The 17,312-nt window shown below is 59.0% G+C and carries 12 protein-coding genes; 6 read left to right on the forward strand and 6 right to left on the reverse strand.

The genetic code is table 11. The features are described from left to right. Positions 1-46 precede the first annotated feature (46 nt). Genes PanNE5_RS06965 through PanNE5_RS06985 form a run of 5 tightly spaced genes read left to right on the forward strand, consistent with a single transcriptional unit; the run spans position 47 to position 4,899 of the window. Positions 47-817: an ABC transporter ATP-binding protein gene (locus PanNE5_RS06965; RefSeq protein WP_261939502.1), complete on the forward strand. Its 771-nt coding sequence runs from the start codon at positions 47-49 to the stop codon at positions 815-817. Between the two features lie 16 nt (positions 818-833). Then, the gene (locus PanNE5_RS06970) at positions 834-1,571 is read left to right on the forward strand and encodes an ABC transporter ATP-binding protein (RefSeq protein ID WP_261939503.1); all 738 of its coding nucleotides are present in this window, start codon (positions 834-836) and stop codon (positions 1,569-1,571) included. A gap of 8 nt (positions 1,572-1,579) precedes the next feature. After that, the gene (locus PanNE5_RS06975; protein ID WP_261939504.1) at positions 1,580-2,464 is read left to right on the forward strand and encodes a branched-chain amino acid ABC transporter permease; all 885 of its coding nucleotides are present in this window, start codon (positions 1,580-1,582) and stop codon (positions 2,462-2,464) included. Positions 2,465-2,473: 9 nt separating this feature from the next. Then, positions 2,474-3,523, forward strand: a complete 1,050-nt coding sequence (locus PanNE5_RS06980) for a branched-chain amino acid ABC transporter permease (protein WP_261939505.1) — start codon at positions 2,474-2,476, stop codon at positions 3,521-3,523. Continuing rightward, the gene (locus PanNE5_RS06985; RefSeq protein ID WP_261939506.1) at positions 3,520-4,899 is read left to right on the forward strand and encodes an NAD(P)/FAD-dependent oxidoreductase; all 1,380 of its coding nucleotides are present in this window, start codon (positions 3,520-3,522) and stop codon (positions 4,897-4,899) included. Before PanNE5_RS06980 ends, PanNE5_RS06985 begins: the two co-directional genes overlap by 4 nt. A 623-nt stretch (positions 4,900-5,522) precedes the next feature. Here PanNE5_RS06985 and PanNE5_RS06990 read toward each other — a convergent pair. From PanNE5_RS06990 to PanNE5_RS07015, 6 genes are all read right to left on the reverse strand, one after another. Further along, on the reverse strand, positions 5,523-8,906 hold the full coding sequence (locus tag PanNE5_RS06990; protein WP_261939507.1) for a DEAD/DEAH box helicase: 3,384 nt from the start codon (positions 8,904-8,906) through the stop codon (positions 5,523-5,525). Next, positions 8,903-10,792, reverse strand: coding sequence for a phospholipase D family protein (locus PanNE5_RS06995; RefSeq protein WP_261939508.1), 1,890 nt, complete (start codon positions 10,790-10,792; stop codon positions 8,903-8,905). The genes PanNE5_RS06990 and PanNE5_RS06995 overlap by 4 nt, the downstream gene beginning before the upstream one ends. Further along, positions 10,786-12,045: a DUF6361 family protein gene (locus PanNE5_RS07000; protein ID WP_261939509.1), complete on the reverse strand. Its 1,260-nt coding sequence runs from the start codon at positions 12,043-12,045 to the stop codon at positions 10,786-10,788. Before PanNE5_RS07000 ends, PanNE5_RS06995 begins: the two co-directional genes overlap by 7 nt. Positions 12,046-12,224: 179 nt before the next feature. Then, a complete protein-coding gene (locus PanNE5_RS07005; RefSeq protein WP_261939510.1) occupies positions 12,225-12,812 on the reverse strand; it encodes a hypothetical protein in 588 nt (195 codons plus the stop codon). 152 nt (positions 12,813-12,964) lie between these two features. Continuing rightward, on the reverse strand, positions 12,965-14,710 hold the full coding sequence (locus PanNE5_RS07010) for an ATP-binding protein (protein WP_261939511.1): 1,746 nt from the start codon (positions 14,708-14,710) through the stop codon (positions 12,965-12,967). 9 nt (positions 14,711-14,719) lie between these two features. Beyond that, the gene (locus tag PanNE5_RS07015; RefSeq protein WP_261939512.1) at positions 14,720-15,748 is read right to left on the reverse strand and encodes an SIR2 family protein; all 1,029 of its coding nucleotides are present in this window, start codon (positions 15,746-15,748) and stop codon (positions 14,720-14,722) included. Between the two features lie 682 nt (positions 15,749-16,430). On the opposite strand from PanNE5_RS07015, the gene PanNE5_RS07020 reads away from it, so the two are divergent. Beyond that, positions 16,431-17,279 carry a hypothetical protein gene (locus tag PanNE5_RS07020; protein ID WP_261939513.1) on the forward strand — a complete coding sequence of 283 codons (849 nt, stop codon included), beginning with the start codon at positions 16,431-16,433 and terminating at the stop codon, positions 17,277-17,279. The last annotated feature ends 33 nt before the right edge of the window (positions 17,280-17,312 follow it).

Raw genomic sequence — 17,312 nt, forward strand, 5'->3', positions numbered from 1 at the left:
GGCTTTGGCAACCGACTGTCACGCAATCCTTTTTCCGGCGAGCGGTATGTCTCACGAAGACCTGATTCTGCGAACGCACGCGCTGACCAAATCCTTCAAGGGATTTACGGCGGTGACGGACGTCAACCTCAAAGTCCGTCGCGGCTCCATCCACGCGCTTATCGGCCCGAACGGCGCGGGCAAGACGACCTGCTTCAATCTGCTGACCAAGTTCCTGACGCCGAGCGCCGGCAGCATCGTCTTCAACGGCATCGATATCACACGCGAGAAGCCCGCCCAGATTGCGCGCCGGGGCGTGATCCGTTCCTTCCAGATCTCGGCGGTCTTCCCGCATCTCACCGCGCGCCAGAACGTACGTGTCGCGTTGCAACGCCGCTCTGGCATGAGCTGGCACTTCTGGCGCAGTGCACGCGCCCTCGACGCCCTCGACGCGCGTGCGCTGGCCTTGCTGGGTGAAGTCGGCCTGTCCGATTTCGCCGACACCCTGACGCTGAATCTGCCATATGGGCACAAGCGGGCACTCGAAATTGCCACCACGCTCGCGATGGAACCCGAGTTGATGCTGCTCGACGAGCCGACGCAGGGCATGGGGCACGAGGACGTTGCAAGCGTCACGGCGTTGATCCGGCGGGTAAGCGCCGGACGCACGATCCTGATGGTCGAACACAACATGAACGTGATCTCGTCCATTGCCGACCGGGTCACGGTGCTGCAACGCGGGGCGATTCTCGCGCAAGGCACCTATGCCGAGGTTTCGCAGGACTCACGCGTGCTGGAGGCGTACATGGGAACGGCCGACCCGGCAACCGTCAACTGATGGGGACGACAACACGATGACAACCACGCTATCTCCCCCTGCGCTGCGCATCGAAGGCCTGCATGGCTGGTACGGCGAATCGCACATCCTGCACGGCGTCGATCTGAGCGTCGGTCGCGGGGAAGTGGTCACGTTGCTGGGCCGCAACGGGGCAGGGCGCACGACGACGTTGCGCGCCATCATGGGACTGATCGGCACGCGCCGCGGCTCGATCCGCATCGACGGGAGCGAGACGATCGGTTTGCCGACCCACCATATCGCGGGATTCGGCGTTGGCTACTGTCCCGAGGAACGCGCCATCTTCGCAAGCCTGTCATGCGAGGAGAATCTACGCCTTCCACCACAACTCCGCGCCAGACGGGGTGGCAACGCCCTCCCAGGCATGAGCGAAGACGCGATCTACGAACTGTTCCCGAATCTCCGGGAGCGGCGTCACAGCCAGGGCACACGGCTCTCGGGCGGTGAACAGCAGATGCTGGCGATGGCGCGAATTCTGCGCACCGGTGCGAATCTGCTGTTGCTCGACGAGATCTCCGAAGGGCTCGCACCCGTCATCGTGCAAAGCCTTTCGCGCATGATCCGCTCACTTAAGCAAAGGGGTTACACGATCGTCATGGTCGAACAGAACTTCCGCTTCGCCGCGCCGCTGGCCGACCGATTCTATGTGATGGAGCACGGCCGCATCGTCGAGCACTTTGCCGCCAGCGAGTTGTCGCAACGCACTCAGGCCCTCCACCAATTGCTCGGCGTTTGAGGTCTTCCATGCACCTGCTCGAGATTCCCTTGCCCGCGCTCCTGTCCCAGCTATTGCTCGGACTCGTCAACGGTTCGTTCTACGCCATGCTCAGTCTAGGCCTGGCGATCATCTTCGGTTTGCTGGGCGTGATCAATTTCGCGCACGGTGCGCTGTTCATGTTGGGCGCCGTGCTGACGTGGATGGGCATGGAGTACCTGGGACTGGGGTACTGGACCATGCTGCTGCTCGCGCCGCTCATCGTCGCCGGACTCGGTGTCGTGATGGAGCTTGTGCTGCTTCGCTGGATATACAAACTCGATCACCTTTACGGTCTGCTGCTCACGCTCGGCATCACGCTCTTGCTCGAAGGCACTTTGCGCGCAGGGTATGGCGTTTCGGGATTGCCGTACGCGACACCCGACGCACTGGCCGGCGCGACCGACGTCGGCTTCATGGTGTTGCCGAACTATCGCGCCTGGGTGGTCGCGGCGTCGCTTTCCGTCTGTCTGGGGACCTGGCTGCTGATCGAGAAGACGCCGCTCGGTGCACGCCTGCGGGCCGGTACGGAGAACCCGAAGATCGTCGCGTCGTTCGGTGTCAACGTGCCGCTGATGATTACGCTGACCTATGCCTTCGGTGTCGCGCTCGCGGCACTCGGAGGCGTGCTCGCCGCGCCAGTCATCCAGGTGTCACCGCTCATGGGGCAAAACCTGATCATCGTCGTGTTTGCCGTAGTCGTGATCGGCGGAATGGGATCGATTCTCGGAGCCGTCGCCACCGGGCTCGGGCTCGGCGTGATCGAAGGACTGACCAAGGTCGTCTATCCCGAGGCGTCCTCGACGGTCGTCTTCGTGGTCATGGTGCTGGTGCTGCTCGTGCGCCCGGCGGGATTGTTTGGCAAGGAATCGTAGGAGTTCGGTATGGAAAAACGATGGCTACCCTGGCTGGTTCTCCTGGCCCTGCTGGCCGCACCGTTTGCGGGGGCGTATCCGGTGTTCGTCATGAAAGTCCTCTGCTTCGCGCTGTTCGCCTGTGCGTTCGATCTGCTGCTCGGGCATGCGGGGCTGCTGTCGTTCGGGCATGCCGCCCTTTTCGGCGGCGCCGGTTACGTGGCTGGCTATGCGATGAAGGCGTGGGACGTATCGCCGGAAGCTGGCCTGTTGCTCGGCGCACTGACCGGTGCGGGGCTCGGCGCCGTCATGGGCGGACTGGCGATTCGACGCAAGGGCATCTATTTCGCGATGGTCACGCTCGCCCTCGCGCAAATCGTCTATTTCGTGTTGTTGCAGGCGCCGTTCACCGGCGGCGAAGACGGCTTGCAGGCAGTGCCGCGCGGTCGACTGTTCGGGATGTTGCCACTCGATGACGATCACACGTTGTACTACGTCGTACTCGCCATCGTGGCGGCGGCGTTCCTGCTGATCGGCCGCATTGTCGCGTCGCCTTACGGTGCGGTGCTCACGGCCATCAAGGAGAACGAGCCGCGCGCCGTGTCGCTCGGCTACGACGTCGATCGCTTCAAGTGGCTCGCCTTCGTGCTGTCGGCTGCGCTGGCCGGCCTGGCGGGGGCGCTCAAGGTGCTGGTGCTCGGCTTCGAGACGCTGACCGACATGCACTGGTCGATGTCCGGGGCCGTCATCCTGATGACGCTGGTCGGCGGGATGGCAACGCGCTGGGGGCCCGTCGTCGGCGCTGTGGTCATCACGGGGCTGGAGACCAAGCTCGGCGACATCGGCGATGTGCTCGCGGCACTCACCCGTATAGACGCATTCGCTCGTCTGGGCGAATCCGTCACCATCGTGACCGGACTGCTGTTCATCGTCACGGTGCTGTTCCTGCGCGACGGCGTTGTCGGCAGCGTTGCCGCACTCTGGCAGCGCGTGCGCACACGAGTGCTGCCGAACCCGAACCATGAAGCAATGCGACCCGCGGCAGGCACCGCCACTTCACAATCAGGAGAAAGCGAATGACGACACGCGAGCATGCCCGTCTGGCCGCTCATGACGCGATGACTTCCACCACCGGCGTGCGCAGCGATACCGCAGGCAATGGCGCGCGGCGCGGCGACGCCGGTCCGACCGGCGCGTTCCCGTCGCTCTGGTCGGCCACCGCGACGCCTGCGTTGGCGACTCCCGCGCTCCACGCGTCGCAACGCGTGGACGTGGCGGTGATCGGCGGCGGGTTCACGGGGGTTTCCGCTGCGCTGCATTTGGCAGAAGCCGGCGTCGACGTTTGTGTGCTTGACACCGGTGAGCCCGGATGGGGCGCGTCGGGGCGCAATGGCGGTCAAGTGATTCCGGGACTCAAGCACGATCCGGATGCGCTGATGAAGCGCTTTCCTGGGGAGCAGGGCGTCGCGCTCGTCGACATGATTGGCGGGGCGGCCGACGTCGTCTTCGACCTTATTGCGCGCTACGGCATCGACTGCGATGCGCGGCGCGAAGGCTGGATACAGCCGGCGCATTCTGCCGCGATGCTGGCGGCCCAACGCATGCGAGTCGCGCAATGGCGCACGCGAGGGGCACCCGTCGAGATGCTCGATCGCGATGCTGTGACATCACGCATCGGCAGCCCCATTTACCAGGGTGGCTGGATCGACCGGCGTGCGGGCAGCCTGCATCCGCTGAGTTATCTACGAGGCCTGGTGCGGGCAGCGACCGGGCAGGGTGCGAGGATTCACGGCAACACACGGGTGACCGGTCTGCGAGCGGTGCCGGGGCGCTGGCAGGTGAGCACAGCGTCAGGCCATACGATCGACGCGGCGCGTGTGCTGATCGCGACCAACGGCTATACCGACGACCTATGGCCCGGGCTGCGCCGTACCCTCATCGCCGCGAACAGCTTCATCGTCGCTACGGCGCCGTTACCGGAGCACATTGCGGCCACCGTGCTGCCAGGCGGCGAAATCGCCTCGGACGCACGCCGCCTGTTGCTGTACTTTCGCAAGGACGCCGCTGGCCGATTGCTGCTCGGCGGCCGCGGCTCGTTTTCAGACCCGGGCTCGGCGAGCGCATGGCGGCATCTCGAGCGCGCGCTGGTTCGCCTGTTTCCGCAGACGCAGGGCGTACCCATCGAGTATCGCTGGGCGGGGCGCGTGGCGGTGACGCCGGACGCGATGCCGCACGTTCACGCGCCGGCCCCCGGTCTGACGATCTCGCTCGGCTACAACGGTCGCGGTATCGCCATGGCGACGACCCTCGGGCGTGAACTGGCCGGGCACCTCACCGGACACTCGTCATTGCGTTTCCCGGTCACGCCCATCCGGCCGATTCCCTTCCACGGCTTGCAGCGTCTGTATTTCTCGGCTGCGGTGAACTGGTATCGCGTGCTCGATCAGTTGAGTTGAATGACGTTGACGTGACGTTACCGGACGGGCTCCGGTGGCGTTTCTTTTGCTCAACTGTCCGTTGAAGTTGAATCGCCCCGGCTTTCGAGGACGCCGGTTGGTTTAAGTGATGACTGATTCGGCGGCCTCCCAGGCGAGTTGCCGCCAGTAGTTTGACCATGCCTCGAAACGACATGCAATAGATGTCAGATAATCTGTTGAGCGGGAGTATTGACGGGCTAGAAAAACGTACCGAATCGTCGCGCTACTCAAATCGGGGGAGACGTCGTTCGAGCTATCAAAGAAAAAGACCCATAAATTTCTCAACTCATGGGTCCCAGATTCTCAGGTTATGCGTTCAGCTACCGTAGGGCGCCAGAGACGACGCGACTACGAGTTCAATAAAAACAATGAGTTATCGCCGCCAGCGCCAATAGGTATCCAGCAGACGACCCAAACTTTTTGCGACTGGCCTACCGGACCGCCACAGTAGTCGCGCGTCCAGTGCCCAACTATCATCGAGTTTCGCAACGCCCACTTCAGGTCGCACACCCCGCAACGCCTCATAACGTTGGTGTCATCCTGCTCCAGCTTCACAGGTCCGCCGCGGCTGTCCCTATCGCGCAGGCTCTCAATCGCACGGATTACGGGGACACGGCACCGTCTGAGTGAGGCAGGTCGTCAACAACTGGCGGGGGCGGCGCAAACGGCACCCTCCCATCGGTTTCGCTGATGCCGACCGTCATGTCGATCTTGATCTCAGCATCGTCAACGGCGGCTTCGATCGGTGCAGATGAAGTGCTGGAGGCATAGTTGAGCGGAGCAAGATCGATCATCAGTTTGCGCCTAACTTCTTCGATGCCGTCCTCGTCAAATTCGCGAACCAACAGGTTTTCCAGCAACTCCTGCTGGCGAGGCTGCCCAAACGCCAACCGATACAACGAGAGGATCTTCAACATCTCGGTAAGACGCGCTTCCTCGCGGCTCATGGGCATGAACGGCACTAGACGTTCGATGCGAGCCTTGCCTGTAGGCATGTGCCAGAACGGCACGAGGTCGCTCGAGCGTGCATCACCTGCGAGGCTCCGGGCAGACTTCGCTTGTTCGAACCATGCTGCCCACGTGTCCCCGCCATCGGTTAGCGCCCAGGTATCGCCCACGTACTCAGCCACGCGGCGACGTACCAGCAGCGACTTATAGCGATTAACGCGCCCTTCACGCTGCTCCAGATCAATGGGGTTCGAGGGCAAGCTCCAGTGCACAACGCGCGAGCAATACCAGTGGAAGTCCAAGCCTTCCTGCCCTATCGACGTTGAATTAAGCATGAACGGCCAAAAAGGCGAATTGAACGCATCGCGTACATTGCTGATCCGGTCGATGGCATCCTGATCGGAAGTGTTCTGGTTGCTGATCGCAACCGCAAAATGGCAACGCAATCGAAGGGCATTACCATTGCTGCGCTGAACTTGTGCCGTCACGCTCCCCGCTCGCAGCCGAGACGCGTCTTTGATTCGGGCCATAACGTCGTCAATGACGAGGCCCCCAGATTGCAGCATGTGCAGATACTCATCAAACATCGCCTGCAAATTGCCTGCGACGCAGTAATCTAGCGCGGCCTTCCAGTATGGGGCACGTGTCTCACGTCCCGTCACTTTCAGAATGCGCTTACCTTCGGGGTTGTTGAAAAGCTGAATGAAATCGATGGCGCCTTGGCTTGCGCGGCGGGCCAAGGTGCGATCGTTTTTGCCCCACACGCGCTCCAGGCTAGACATCAAACTGGTGCCCGGACCAGCAATGGCGAGTTTGGCGAGAAACTCGGGAAGTTCGTCGGGCATCGGGCCGAGATCGAGATCGACGTTATTCAACTGCTCACGAAGTTCGACGCACCCGCACTCATCCAACCACCTTCGACAGGCGTCGCGAGGCGACAGAGCGTCGCCGCTCCCTCCGTCAGTGGATTGGTCAGTCAGATCGAGAAGCATCGGCGCCAACGCATACCAGAGATCCTTCTGCGTTCGCCCGGACCTGCTGAAACTTTGCAACCGCTTAAGATCGCTGGTAAGCCGCTGCTTCGTTGCAGCCACGAGATCGGCAGAGCTGGCTTCCGCTCCCAGGTTGCGCAACGAAGTCAGTTTTCGCAGCGTCGTCGACGGATAGACGAGTGCCCACGGCGCGAGCCGTTTGAAATCGTCGAAGCGGATTATCGCGGCATCCCGGGCGTCGCCGAAATACGTTGCCTGACTGTCTTTCGCCGCCCGTACGAGACGCCGTTCCACCTCATACGAAATCAGCCCGCTGAGCGCACGCGGCGCCAGCAGGAGGCCCGAAAACAACAGCGTCTTCGAGAACTGTGGATTAAGAGCGAACGGTCCCTCCAGCGCATAGTAAGGTCGGCTCGGCGGAACCCAGAGCAACATTTCGGCACCGTTGCCGAGCACCGTCCGGGTCAGTTCGCGCACCTTGGCGTTCGGCGCCTTCGTGGCCACCATCAGCTTGTATTGCTTCAGTGCGTCGGCCGGGATCCATGCCGCCGTCGCCTTGCTTAGCGCAGCCTTGACGTTGGGCATATCCCGCAAAGCATCGATATGGGCCCGCATCTTGTAGTCACCGAGAAACGACAACGGCCAGGGCGCGGCCTTGTAGAATTCCATGACGGGCATGTGGCTGATCGCAGGTTGTGCGACGCGTAGCGCCTGGCCTACCTTGTCGAACGCGATAAACGCATCGATTTCTGCACGGTTGAAAGTCTGCGTGCACGCCAGATGATTGGCATCCGTGACGTTCTCAACGCCACTGCCGATCGACGCACGCTCCGTTCGGCAGATATAGCGGCGCAGCACCGCTTCGACGTTGTCCTTTGGCTGCGTACTCAGGTCCGCAGGCTGTAGCGATTCATCGCGCAGGCGCAGAATTTCCTTGAGCAAAGTCTCGCGTGCCTGTTCATAAGCGTCGAGGCGAGACTCGTCGCCATTGACGATAAAGCGCAGCAGAAAGCGTAGTTGCTCGGCATGCGCGTTCTCTTCGTCATCGATATGCGTCAGTGCTTTGAACGGCGTGGCCGAAAGCAGCAACACCTTGCCGGCGCCTGGCCTCGCATTCTCGAAAACCTTGTGCGCAATTATGCCTTCCTCACTTTCGCTTTCGCGCCCGAGCAATTCCTTAAAGCGCTGGAATTCGTCGAGGATGAACAGATCGGCTTCCAGATTGCCTGCGCAAGCGCGAACGAAACGGCTACGCAGCTCGGTACGAATCCGGTTGAAGGCCGCCATGCAAGCGTCTTGGTCGCGTGCGTGGAAGGCCGCACTGTCGCGTAACAAATCAATCCAGTTATCGCATCCGATTCGCTGTTGATGCAAGGCGTCTTGCACCACCTGCGGCAACGTCACAGGTTGCTCAAGCGACGCATGAAACGCATCCAGAACGCTCGGTACGATGCCGCCGCGGCCGGGCCAGCCGTCGGCCCCCGGCCACCATCCTTTGACCCTTTTCTGGAAAAACGCCTCCAGTGCGACCAGATCCGTGCCGGCGAGCAGTGGGTGTTCCGCGAGGGCGCGGAAAAGAATGTAGCGCTCATGTGCGTTGCCCTCGCCCCGCCGCTTTCCGCCAAATGACGTTGCCGGTGTCAGCGTGCAGATCTCGATCAGCTTACCGCTCTGCGCCTGGTCGCGCCTCACACCGAGTTCCGCAAGCCGCCAGAAGGTGGGCGCCTGCACGAAGTCATCCGCGGCCCTCCCTGAGAAAATCGCCAACTTGCGCCGGTTTTCTTCTGCCAACGTCTGATTGGAACAGATATAGGTCACGCGTAGCGGCTTGGCTGGCGTATCGCCGTGCGTCGCCAGATACCGCAGTAACATTTGCGCGATCACGCCACGCGCAACGACCGTCTTTCCGAGCCCTACTTCGTCAGCCACGAGCACGCGGGGCTGCTGATCTTCTTCGAAACGTTGCACCACCGCTTTCACGGTCGCTTTCTGAAAATCCGTCAGCCTGTCGAACGACTCGATGATCAATTCCTGTTTGCTGCTCATCGGCTATCCTTAGCGACGTGCTCGAAATGTTTCCAAAGAGCCGAAAAATCCTTTGGCACAACAACGTTCAGCTTATCGAGGCGCCTTACGAGTTGCTCGACCCGCAGCAAATGTCCAGGATTACGCGCCGCTGCCAGCATTAGCTGCTCGAACATCGCCTGGTTGCCGTCAAAGCCAAACAGATCGGAAACCTCGCCGCCATGTCCGTCCCTCCCCAGCAACTTGCGTTTGTCAGGTGTGGGGTCAAGCAGCATACGCACGTAGCCGAGAAATTTTTCCTGCGTGTCGACGAGCTCCCGGATCACCGCGTCGGTGCGATTAACGCCGGACGGCAGGACCAGGTCTGCCTGGACCACAAGCGTTTGCCTCACCTTGCCGGCGTGATCGCTGATCTGCACCGGCAAGAGCGCGCTCAGATCCGTGAGCCGCAGACCGCTCCATTCGATCGCGCCTTGCAGCGCCCGCCACCCTCCCGGCCCGCTTAGCAGGCCGACCTTCACCTCGAACTGGGCAACGCTATCGGGTGCGTTTAGGCCGTCGACGAAGCTCGTCGACAAGACGAGACGGTAACGATCGTCATCTCCTGCGTGCGCAATCAGCTTCCACCTGGCCGCAATCAACCGATGCACAAGAATACGCAACTGCTGACGGTCCGCGTCTTGTTCCCCAGTATCGAGTGGCTCGAACTCGTGCAGCACCGCGAAATGGTTGCTCGCCTCGCCGGTCCATTGCCGCAGCAAGGTCTCGATTCCAACTTTGCTGTGCGCGCCGCTCAGACGTAGCATGAACTCGGTGTTCCGCGGCACGTCGTCGAGCGACTCACCGAGTGCGGCAAGCGTCGCGTTCGCCGAGCCGAGATGCCAATGCGCCGTCTGCCCGCTGCGGCTCACAATCAACTTGGCGTGAAGATCCTGAGTACGCGCGTTGTCCTCCTCCTGCCGCTCCTCTCCACTGACAATCCGCTCGTTCAGCGCATAGCAGTTCCAGCCTGAGAGCGCCCGCGCGCCAAGCGCGTTCAGCGTCTCGCTACGGCTGAACAGATACCGGGGTCCTGTCACGCGCTCACCCAGCCAATTAAGCGCCTTCTTATCCGAAGTATCGAGAAACGGCGACACGACTAGCAGTTCGTCGACAGCGCCACCAAAGTTGAGCGGACTTTTAAAGCGTTCGGCGGCCTTCTTGATATGGGCGCCACCGCCGGGCAGCATGCGCGGATCACGAAACGGCTGCGGCGTTTTCCACTGCACGCGCGGCAGATCACGGATCATCGACTTCATCGGTTGGAAGTCGGGCGCGTGCGATTCTAGCGACGTGATAAAGTCGGCGAGCGCATCGTATTCACGCGCCGGGTCATCCGAGAGCTCGCCATCGAGGGTCGCGGTAATATCCCAACTGCGGTCGAAAGTCAGATTGCGACTCATCACGAGCAGGCGATATTTGCGTACCGAGTCCAGCGTCTTCGCCCCACGCCGATCACGCCTGACGTAACGCAACAGCCACAGCTTGGGATGAAACGACGAGAACGCCGCGCTGCGCTCTCGCTCCCCCTCAGCCGGGACAATAGGCACAAGCATCGGTTCTAGCAGACCGAACAGCCGGTTGAACTGCAACGGCACGTGAATGTTGCCACGCTGATAAAAGACCTTGAGTCGATCGCCCAGTCTCGAGATGGCATCGAGTAGCGGCAACTTCTCTCCCGCCAAATCGCCGTCCAGGGTATTGCCGAGCACCAGCGACACCGGCAGTACAAGCAATGCGTTGAGATCCAACGAATACGTGGTGGCAATCGCAGCATCGAGTTCGAATACTTCACCGCCGGCATCAACGGGTGCGGGCGGACACAGCAATTGACCGTAATCGCAACGGTTAGAGGCGGGGTTCAGCATGCGAGTCCTTCTCTGATATCGATGAGAATCTGCCGCGCCTGCGGCCAGCGGTATTGCAGCATCTTGATGCCGACCCAGTCGGTATCGTGGCGCAGCGAGCGTCGAAGCAGCGAGCGGTTCCCTTTATTGTCGATTGCCTGCTGGCGCACCAGCGAGTCGAGCTTGCTGGTCGGCGCACCAGCACTCATGGCTTCGTGCCAGGCACCGATGAACCGGCGAGTATTGAATGCCGGCCGGATGCCTTGCGCGACACAGGGCGCAAACCATTCATCGATGGCGTCCGGGTGAAAAAGCGCGCTGTCGTTCGCCGCGCCGCGCCATTCTTCAAACTGTTCGCTCAGTTCTTGTGCCCGCTGCGTCTGCTGAAGATTGTTGGCGATCAGATAGTTAAAACGCAGATGCGCACCAAGCATCGCTTTGCTGAAGCGCGCGGCATTGCGCGCCGTCGTTCGACAAACCTCGGAAATCTGCGGCAGATTGCAGAGTGCTTCGCTCAGCATTTCAAATGAATCGATTGTCAGCAGCACCTCATCGTTGAGCAGATCAGCGTTGATCAACTGCGCGGGAATGCTGTGCTTGAGTGACTCGGAAAAGCTGATTTTCTTGTGAAGCAGTTCGGCTTCGGCACGTGACAGATCAATGCGAATGTCCTCGCGCCACGTCGCGCTTAACCGCGACACGGTTGCGACGAGTCGCCTGCGCTTCACAATGTCGTCGTCATCGCTGTCGATCTCAGCGCTTTCCGCCAGCAGGTGACCCGTGGACCGTGACTTGGCTGCGCTGCGGCAGAATTCAGCAAGCGACAACTCGGTGTTGATCAGACCGAACTTGCGCAAGCCGGTCCAGTAGGTCGACGAAGGCCGGCGTGCGGCACCGCCCCTGCCGATACGTTCCCGGCCGATGATGCCGTTCGGATTTGGGGCGCCATGCTCGCGGGTATCCGACTCGTGGTTACGCACCAACAACTCAGCCAAACTGTCCTCGGCATCCTTGAGATACGTCTCCAGTGTGCGGCCCGCGCACGCTCCGGGCGTAAGCGCCCAGTAGTCGGCGAAGAGTTGCGGAACCGTGACGAAATATTTCGCACGCGTCTGAATCGTCGAAAAGCCGGGGAATAGACTATCGGAGAAGGCATCCCGCAATTGCGCAATGCCCAGCTCGTCCAGCGTACCGGCCTCGCTCAACAAGGCGAGCACCCCTGTCACGCGCTCCCGATCAGTCGAAGAAAAATCAATCCACCCAATACTGCTCAACTGGCCTCCTGCAAGCGCCTGCAAGGCGCCTAATTGAATTATTTCGCGATGTAGCGGATCACAACGACGGCCGACAGTGGCTGCCTCGTTTCATCAAACCGCGTCTGCCCGGCCCCGCCGATTCCGTTGGTTATCGCCGCAGCGATGCCCGCGCTCTTCGTCGAAATTCATATGGACTATTATTGAGAAATCATCCCAGAAGCGCTGGTGGCTTTGAAACTCTGTTGGAGCAAATGTTTGACGGATGCGGCGTGCCGGCCGATTTCGATTGCTGCGTCATGTGCTTTCTGAAGACAGCTCGTTTTGTGGTCAACCTCTCTTCCCTCGGCCGTGAGATAAAGGACGTTCTGGACATTTCCCCAGAACATGTTCATCTCTCCGTAGAGCTTTTCACAGACCGCAGACGCATCAGGAGTGTAGAAATCGACAATCATTTGTAGCTCGTCGAATCGTTCGCACAACGCCATGTATTTGATGTTGAAATCATCCACTGACATCGACGCAGTCCATACGATATTGAACCCAGTCACCGAAAACTCTCGCTCGATGTGACTTAGAAGTCGATGAGCGATGGATAACTGTATGGCGGCAGTTTCTCTGGACTTAACCATAAGATCGCTTCTCGTTTTTTCTTGAGCAAGCGTCAACTGAAATTGGTTGCTAAAGTGCTGATTGCGCGTTTGGGTACGAGCAGTTATGGCAACGCAAATGCACGTTGATATCGCGCCCACCAAACCGGCGAACGCAGTCACATAAATGGGATCCATAGATCAAGGAATTGAATATGCCGAAGTCTGCCCTAATATGAGCCCACCCGAAGCTTGATGTCGAAACGCCGTCACTCCAACGTCCATAGGCTCCATCCTTCTTTCGGGTCCACCTGCTCGATCGGAGCAACCAAGCGACCGAGAGTCACCGTTCAGGCAGAAGCCTGTACAGACTGCTTTCGCCAGTTGTCTACGGCCACGGCGTGCGTTTTATGCTCGTCCCCGCCGCCCCAGCGCTCCCAAAAATCAATGGTGCCGCTATTAGGTCGACGTGTCGGCTCGGTGATCCGAATTCGCGTTGGCAACAGGCTGGCGTCGCCGACCACCAACGCCTCGCCTGTATCGAGGATCGGCAGCAGATCCCCGAACCCTCCCAGGCTGTCAGGTAGTAGCCGCCGAACAACGTTCTGATCGTCGCCATTAGTTAAACGCATTGCAACGAGGTTGTTGCACTGACTCAATACGGTGCGATTCACTTCCGAAGGACGTTGGCTTATAACTACTAGACCGACCCCGTACTTTCGTCCCTCCTTCGCGATTCTTTCGAAGATTTCAACCGATATCTCTCCTGCGCCGCCCGAAGACGCCCTCTCAGGAATGTAAAGGTGGGCTTCGTCGCAGAAAAGGGCAATGGGGTGCCGTTGCGAAGTCTCTGTCCACTGTTGTACGGCGAACGCGAGGCGTGCAACTAGGCTCACCATAACCGGAAGAATGTCCGATGGCACCTCGGAGAAATCGATGATCTTGACACCGCCTTTGCCATCAGCTTGATCTTTGGTTCCTGCCGTCAATGCGACTACAAGTCTATCCAACCACTGCAGCTCCAAGGTTTCCGCGCCCCCTTGGAACAAGAACCCAAGGCGTCGATCGCTTGCCTTCGCTGACAAGCGTTGAATCAACCGGCTCAGCTTCCCATGGAACTCGCCCTGCTTCTCTCTAGATGAGCCGGCGACCATCTCAGCATTGAGCTGTTCAAGCCGGGACAACACGAAATTTAGATCAAACGGGATAGGGCTATCAATGGTGAAGTTGGCCAAGATAGCGTCCTGACTTAGTGCTTGCAAATACGCTTGTTTGGCCTCGACAATGGTTCTGGAAATGACCATTGCTTGGTTTGGCGCGTTCTGGTCAGAACGGTCGACGAACATTGCGGTCAATGCTTCGTAGCCGAGCAACCAGTAAGGAAGGAAGATCACCCCCTCAGAGAGAGTCGCTCCGCGCTCAAGATCGCGCGTGCCCGCGATTCGGAAATGTCGCACCCCGTCTCCGGCGATCGGCGTGTATTCACCGTGGACGTCAAAGACGATCGCATTTGCGTTCTGTAAGTCTGCTGTCTGCTCAAGGATACGCGCCGTGGTCCAAGATTTGCCGGATCCAGTGCTTCCGACGATGATTGCGTGCCGTTGGAAGAATTTGTTGCCATTGAGATACGCCTCAGCATTCTTGTCCAAGGTGTAATTCCCAATCGACAACTTCTGCGCGTCCCCAGAAATGTTGGCGATGACGCGCATGAATTCCGTCAATCGCGCGTCCTCCAAAGCGAAACAATTCGCGTCAATTTCGGGCACTGTCTCCAGTGTTCGTAGAAATACGTTCTCCCGATCCCCAATTCTGCTAGCTAAGGTCCCAATAAGAGAGATACGTACGATGTTCTGCTCCGTGGGACTCACTTCTCCCAGCTCATCGCGCTCATGCACGTCATCCAACGCTGTTCGTGTGATCTTTTGAATTATTCCAACCAAGTGCTCTCCCGGGCGGCTGCTTTGCAGTACGGCGAGTCGATTTACCTGAAGCTTCCGCAAGCGTTCGACATCATCCACGGCAACGACCACGGTCGCTGTGTCTACCGCGCGCACTCGTCCAAACGCCTCTTGGTCCTCGTAATCCAGAATTCCCATTTCGCTTCCTCACATGAACAAAGAGAGAAATTCGTCAAACTGCCAAATGTTGTGCCCCGCCAGTTCCAATCCGCCAGGAAACAGATCGGAATATGCTCTCGTTCCCAGAGCCGATTCTTCGAGCGCCAGATACCGTTTACACATTCCGCTCTGAAAAAACTCATGAGCCTTCTCGCTAATTTCCTTGGTTAGCAAAATCATCGGAGCCTCGTGATCCTTGCACCGCTCGACGATTCGAGGCTGGATATGCTCGTCATTGAACCCATACCCGACGAAAAGGAATGACGACGCAGCACCAATTGCCTTATCCGCGTTGGAAATGATGGTCCGGAACGGCTCCTTATGAGTTCGACGGTACTTATCAAACCCTGGGGTGACAATAACCGGCTCCATTCCTACTGGTGGCGGCTCGGATGGAGGAAGTGAAATAACAACCCCGTGCGAATCTTCGAACCAGCTAAATGATCCATGCACCTTCCAGATGTTTACCGTCCTCGCAGGCAATTTTCCGTCCATCAGAACTGGGGCCGCACCGCTAACACGATGCCCAATCATTCCTGAAGTGAATCCAAGATACGTGTTGAATCCGGCTATCTCTGCTGCGTACTCAGCGACCCGGTCATAGTTGGTCGTTACGACGGACAATGTTCGCGCTGTGCTTCGGAACAGATGACGGTATAGCCGCGTTAATGGCAACGCGTCGGGATTGGCCAGCGCCTCGCGAAGGACCGCTACGTCGTGGGTGACGAGATAATGCCAAGTTGACGTGACAACATGTCTAGTTAAATCCTGGCCCAGCGCGACTTTCGTAAGCGCAGACTCGAGGTCGGTGTTGGGTAGGATCGAACAAAAATCGCCCCATCCGGCAAGCTCGTCTGTCGTAGAAGTGGGAGGCGGAGCTGTCTTGGACAAATGATGTCCAAGTGCTCCCATCCCCGGAATTCCGTGCGCCGCTGATGCACCACTGCCAAGCACGATGACGGGGACATTTGCGATAGCCTCCTGCACCATTCGATATATTTCTTTTTCTGGATCCATTCGCGCGACCTTACGAATTGTCTCGGAAATCGTTCAAAATTGGAGTGATGCTAATCGTGTAGACAGCCACGGGCAATAAGGATACCTCACGACAACGCACGAATCGATAGTACGTTGTTCGCTGAATGGCATGGGAGCGGGCTGGATATTTGCGGATAAATGTGGGGACTTAATTGCACCGGCAGTATTCCCCAATGAGGAGAGCCAATTGACAGAGGGAATTCATGCAATCTTGGGTGATCCACTTTCCCGCGCGGAACTGTACGAACTAGTGTGGCGAGAGCCAATGCTTCGAATAGCGGCGAGATTCGAAGTCTCTTCGAGTTACATGGCCCGAGTGTGTACAGAGCTACGTGTGCCACGACCGCCTCGCGGTTATTGGGCGAAGCTGGAGGTGGGAAAGGCTCCTCTGCGACCAGCACTCCCTGAAGCCAGGCCCGGCGATGTCACGGAATGGAAGCCTGGCAGTGGAATTGGCACCACCGAGCGGGCCACCAAGAGAGCAGCTCAAACACCTCATGTGCTCAATGACGCCCAACCAGCAACTGGACCAGTCATACGTCGCAAATCCCGCCGCCCGGTCCCTTCAAAGTCCGTCCACCCGCTGGTCGTCGGCATCAAACCATTCTTCGACAAAACTAGGGACAGCGAAACAGGCATATTGCGGCCATTCGAACGGTTGATGGCCGACCTAATTTCGTCGAGGGAGCTGCTGGATACCAGCATCGATACCGCCGACAAGCTCTTCAACTCACTGACTTCCCGCGGTCACCGAGTGACAATCGCACCGGCCAGCGAGCGCCTTCGGCGCGCTGAGGTCGATTTGCGCGAGGTACCAAGAAATGATCATTACCTGCAAGACCCGTGGTCGCCTGAGCGTCCAACGGTCGTGTACATATATGACGTTCCAATCGGCCTGACGCTCTTCGAGATGAGTGAAGTCGTTGAAATGCAGTACGTCGGCAATAGCCAGTACGTTCCCCTTAGCGGCGTCACGCCGACTCAACGCGAGAGGTACAAGAGGCAAGGGTATTGGACAACGATGAAGGATGTGGCATCGGGTCGCCTTTGCCTGCAAGCATATTGTCCGTCGTGGCTAGTCAAGTGGACCAAGCACTGGCGCGAAGAAAAGCCAGGACAACTCTCATCGATTCTGCCCAATATCGTTTCCGCATTGGAGGCTGCAGGTCCCGCTTTGAGTTCGGAGCTTGACATCGCGAGACTTCAAGCCGAGGAGAAACGCAGGCAGTGGGACGAAGAGATGCAGCGCCAACGGGAGGCGCAAGCACATGCCAGACAAGAGAAATGCCGTCAGGACGCGCGAGCTGACCTGCTGACCGTCATCGCAGGCTGGGACGAAGCCCGACGAATTGAAGCGTTTTTCAGCGAGGTTGAGAACGCAATTGATAGCCTGGACGAGGGCGAACGGCAAAAGCTAATTGACCGCGTTTCACTGGCTAAAGAACTGTTGGGTGAACCCCGTCCTCTCGAAAGGCTACTGAGATGGAAGGCCCCGCATGAGAGAAATTGACTCGCACTTCGCTGAAAGTCACCAAAACACACG

This window comes from Pandoraea sp. NE5, from assembly GCF_024363545.1.
GTDB classification, from domain to species: domain Bacteria; phylum Pseudomonadota; class Gammaproteobacteria; order Burkholderiales; family Burkholderiaceae; genus Pandoraea; species Pandoraea cepalis.

Excerpts from the sequence above, each read along its gene's own strand:
- PanNE5_RS06970 (WP_261939503.1), top strand. The coding sequence starts at position 834 with ATGACAACCACGCTATCTCCCCCTGCGCTGCGCATCGAAGGCCTGCAT.
- PanNE5_RS06980 (WP_261939505.1), top strand. The coding sequence starts at position 2,474 with ATGGAAAAACGATGGCTACCCTGGCTGGTTCTCCTGGCCCTGCTGGCC.
- PanNE5_RS06975 (WP_261939504.1), top strand. The coding sequence starts at position 1,580 with ATGCACCTGCTCGAGATTCCCTTGCCCGCGCTCCTGTCCCAGCTATTG.
- PanNE5_RS06985 (WP_261939506.1), top strand. The coding sequence starts at position 3,520 with ATGACGACACGCGAGCATGCCCGTCTGGCCGCTCATGACGCGATGACT.
- PanNE5_RS06995 (WP_261939508.1), bottom strand. The coding sequence starts at position 10,792 with ATGCTGAACCCCGCCTCTAACCGTTGCGATTACGGTCAATTGCTGTGT.
- PanNE5_RS06990 (WP_261939507.1), bottom strand. The coding sequence starts at position 8,906 with ATGAGCAGCAAACAGGAATTGATCATCGAGTCGTTCGACAGGCTGACG.
- PanNE5_RS07010 (WP_261939511.1), bottom strand. The coding sequence starts at position 14,710 with ATGGGAATTCTGGATTACGAGGACCAAGAGGCGTTTGGACGAGTGCGC.
- PanNE5_RS07020 (WP_261939513.1), top strand. The coding sequence starts at position 16,431 with ATGGCCGACCTAATTTCGTCGAGGGAGCTGCTGGATACCAGCATCGAT.
- PanNE5_RS07015 (WP_261939512.1), bottom strand. The coding sequence starts at position 15,748 with ATGGATCCAGAAAAAGAAATATATCGAATGGTGCAGGAGGCTATCGCA.
- PanNE5_RS07005 (WP_261939510.1), bottom strand. The coding sequence starts at position 12,812 with ATGGATCCCATTTATGTGACTGCGTTCGCCGGTTTGGTGGGCGCGATA.
- PanNE5_RS06965 (WP_261939502.1), top strand. The coding sequence starts at position 47 with ATGTCTCACGAAGACCTGATTCTGCGAACGCACGCGCTGACCAAATCC.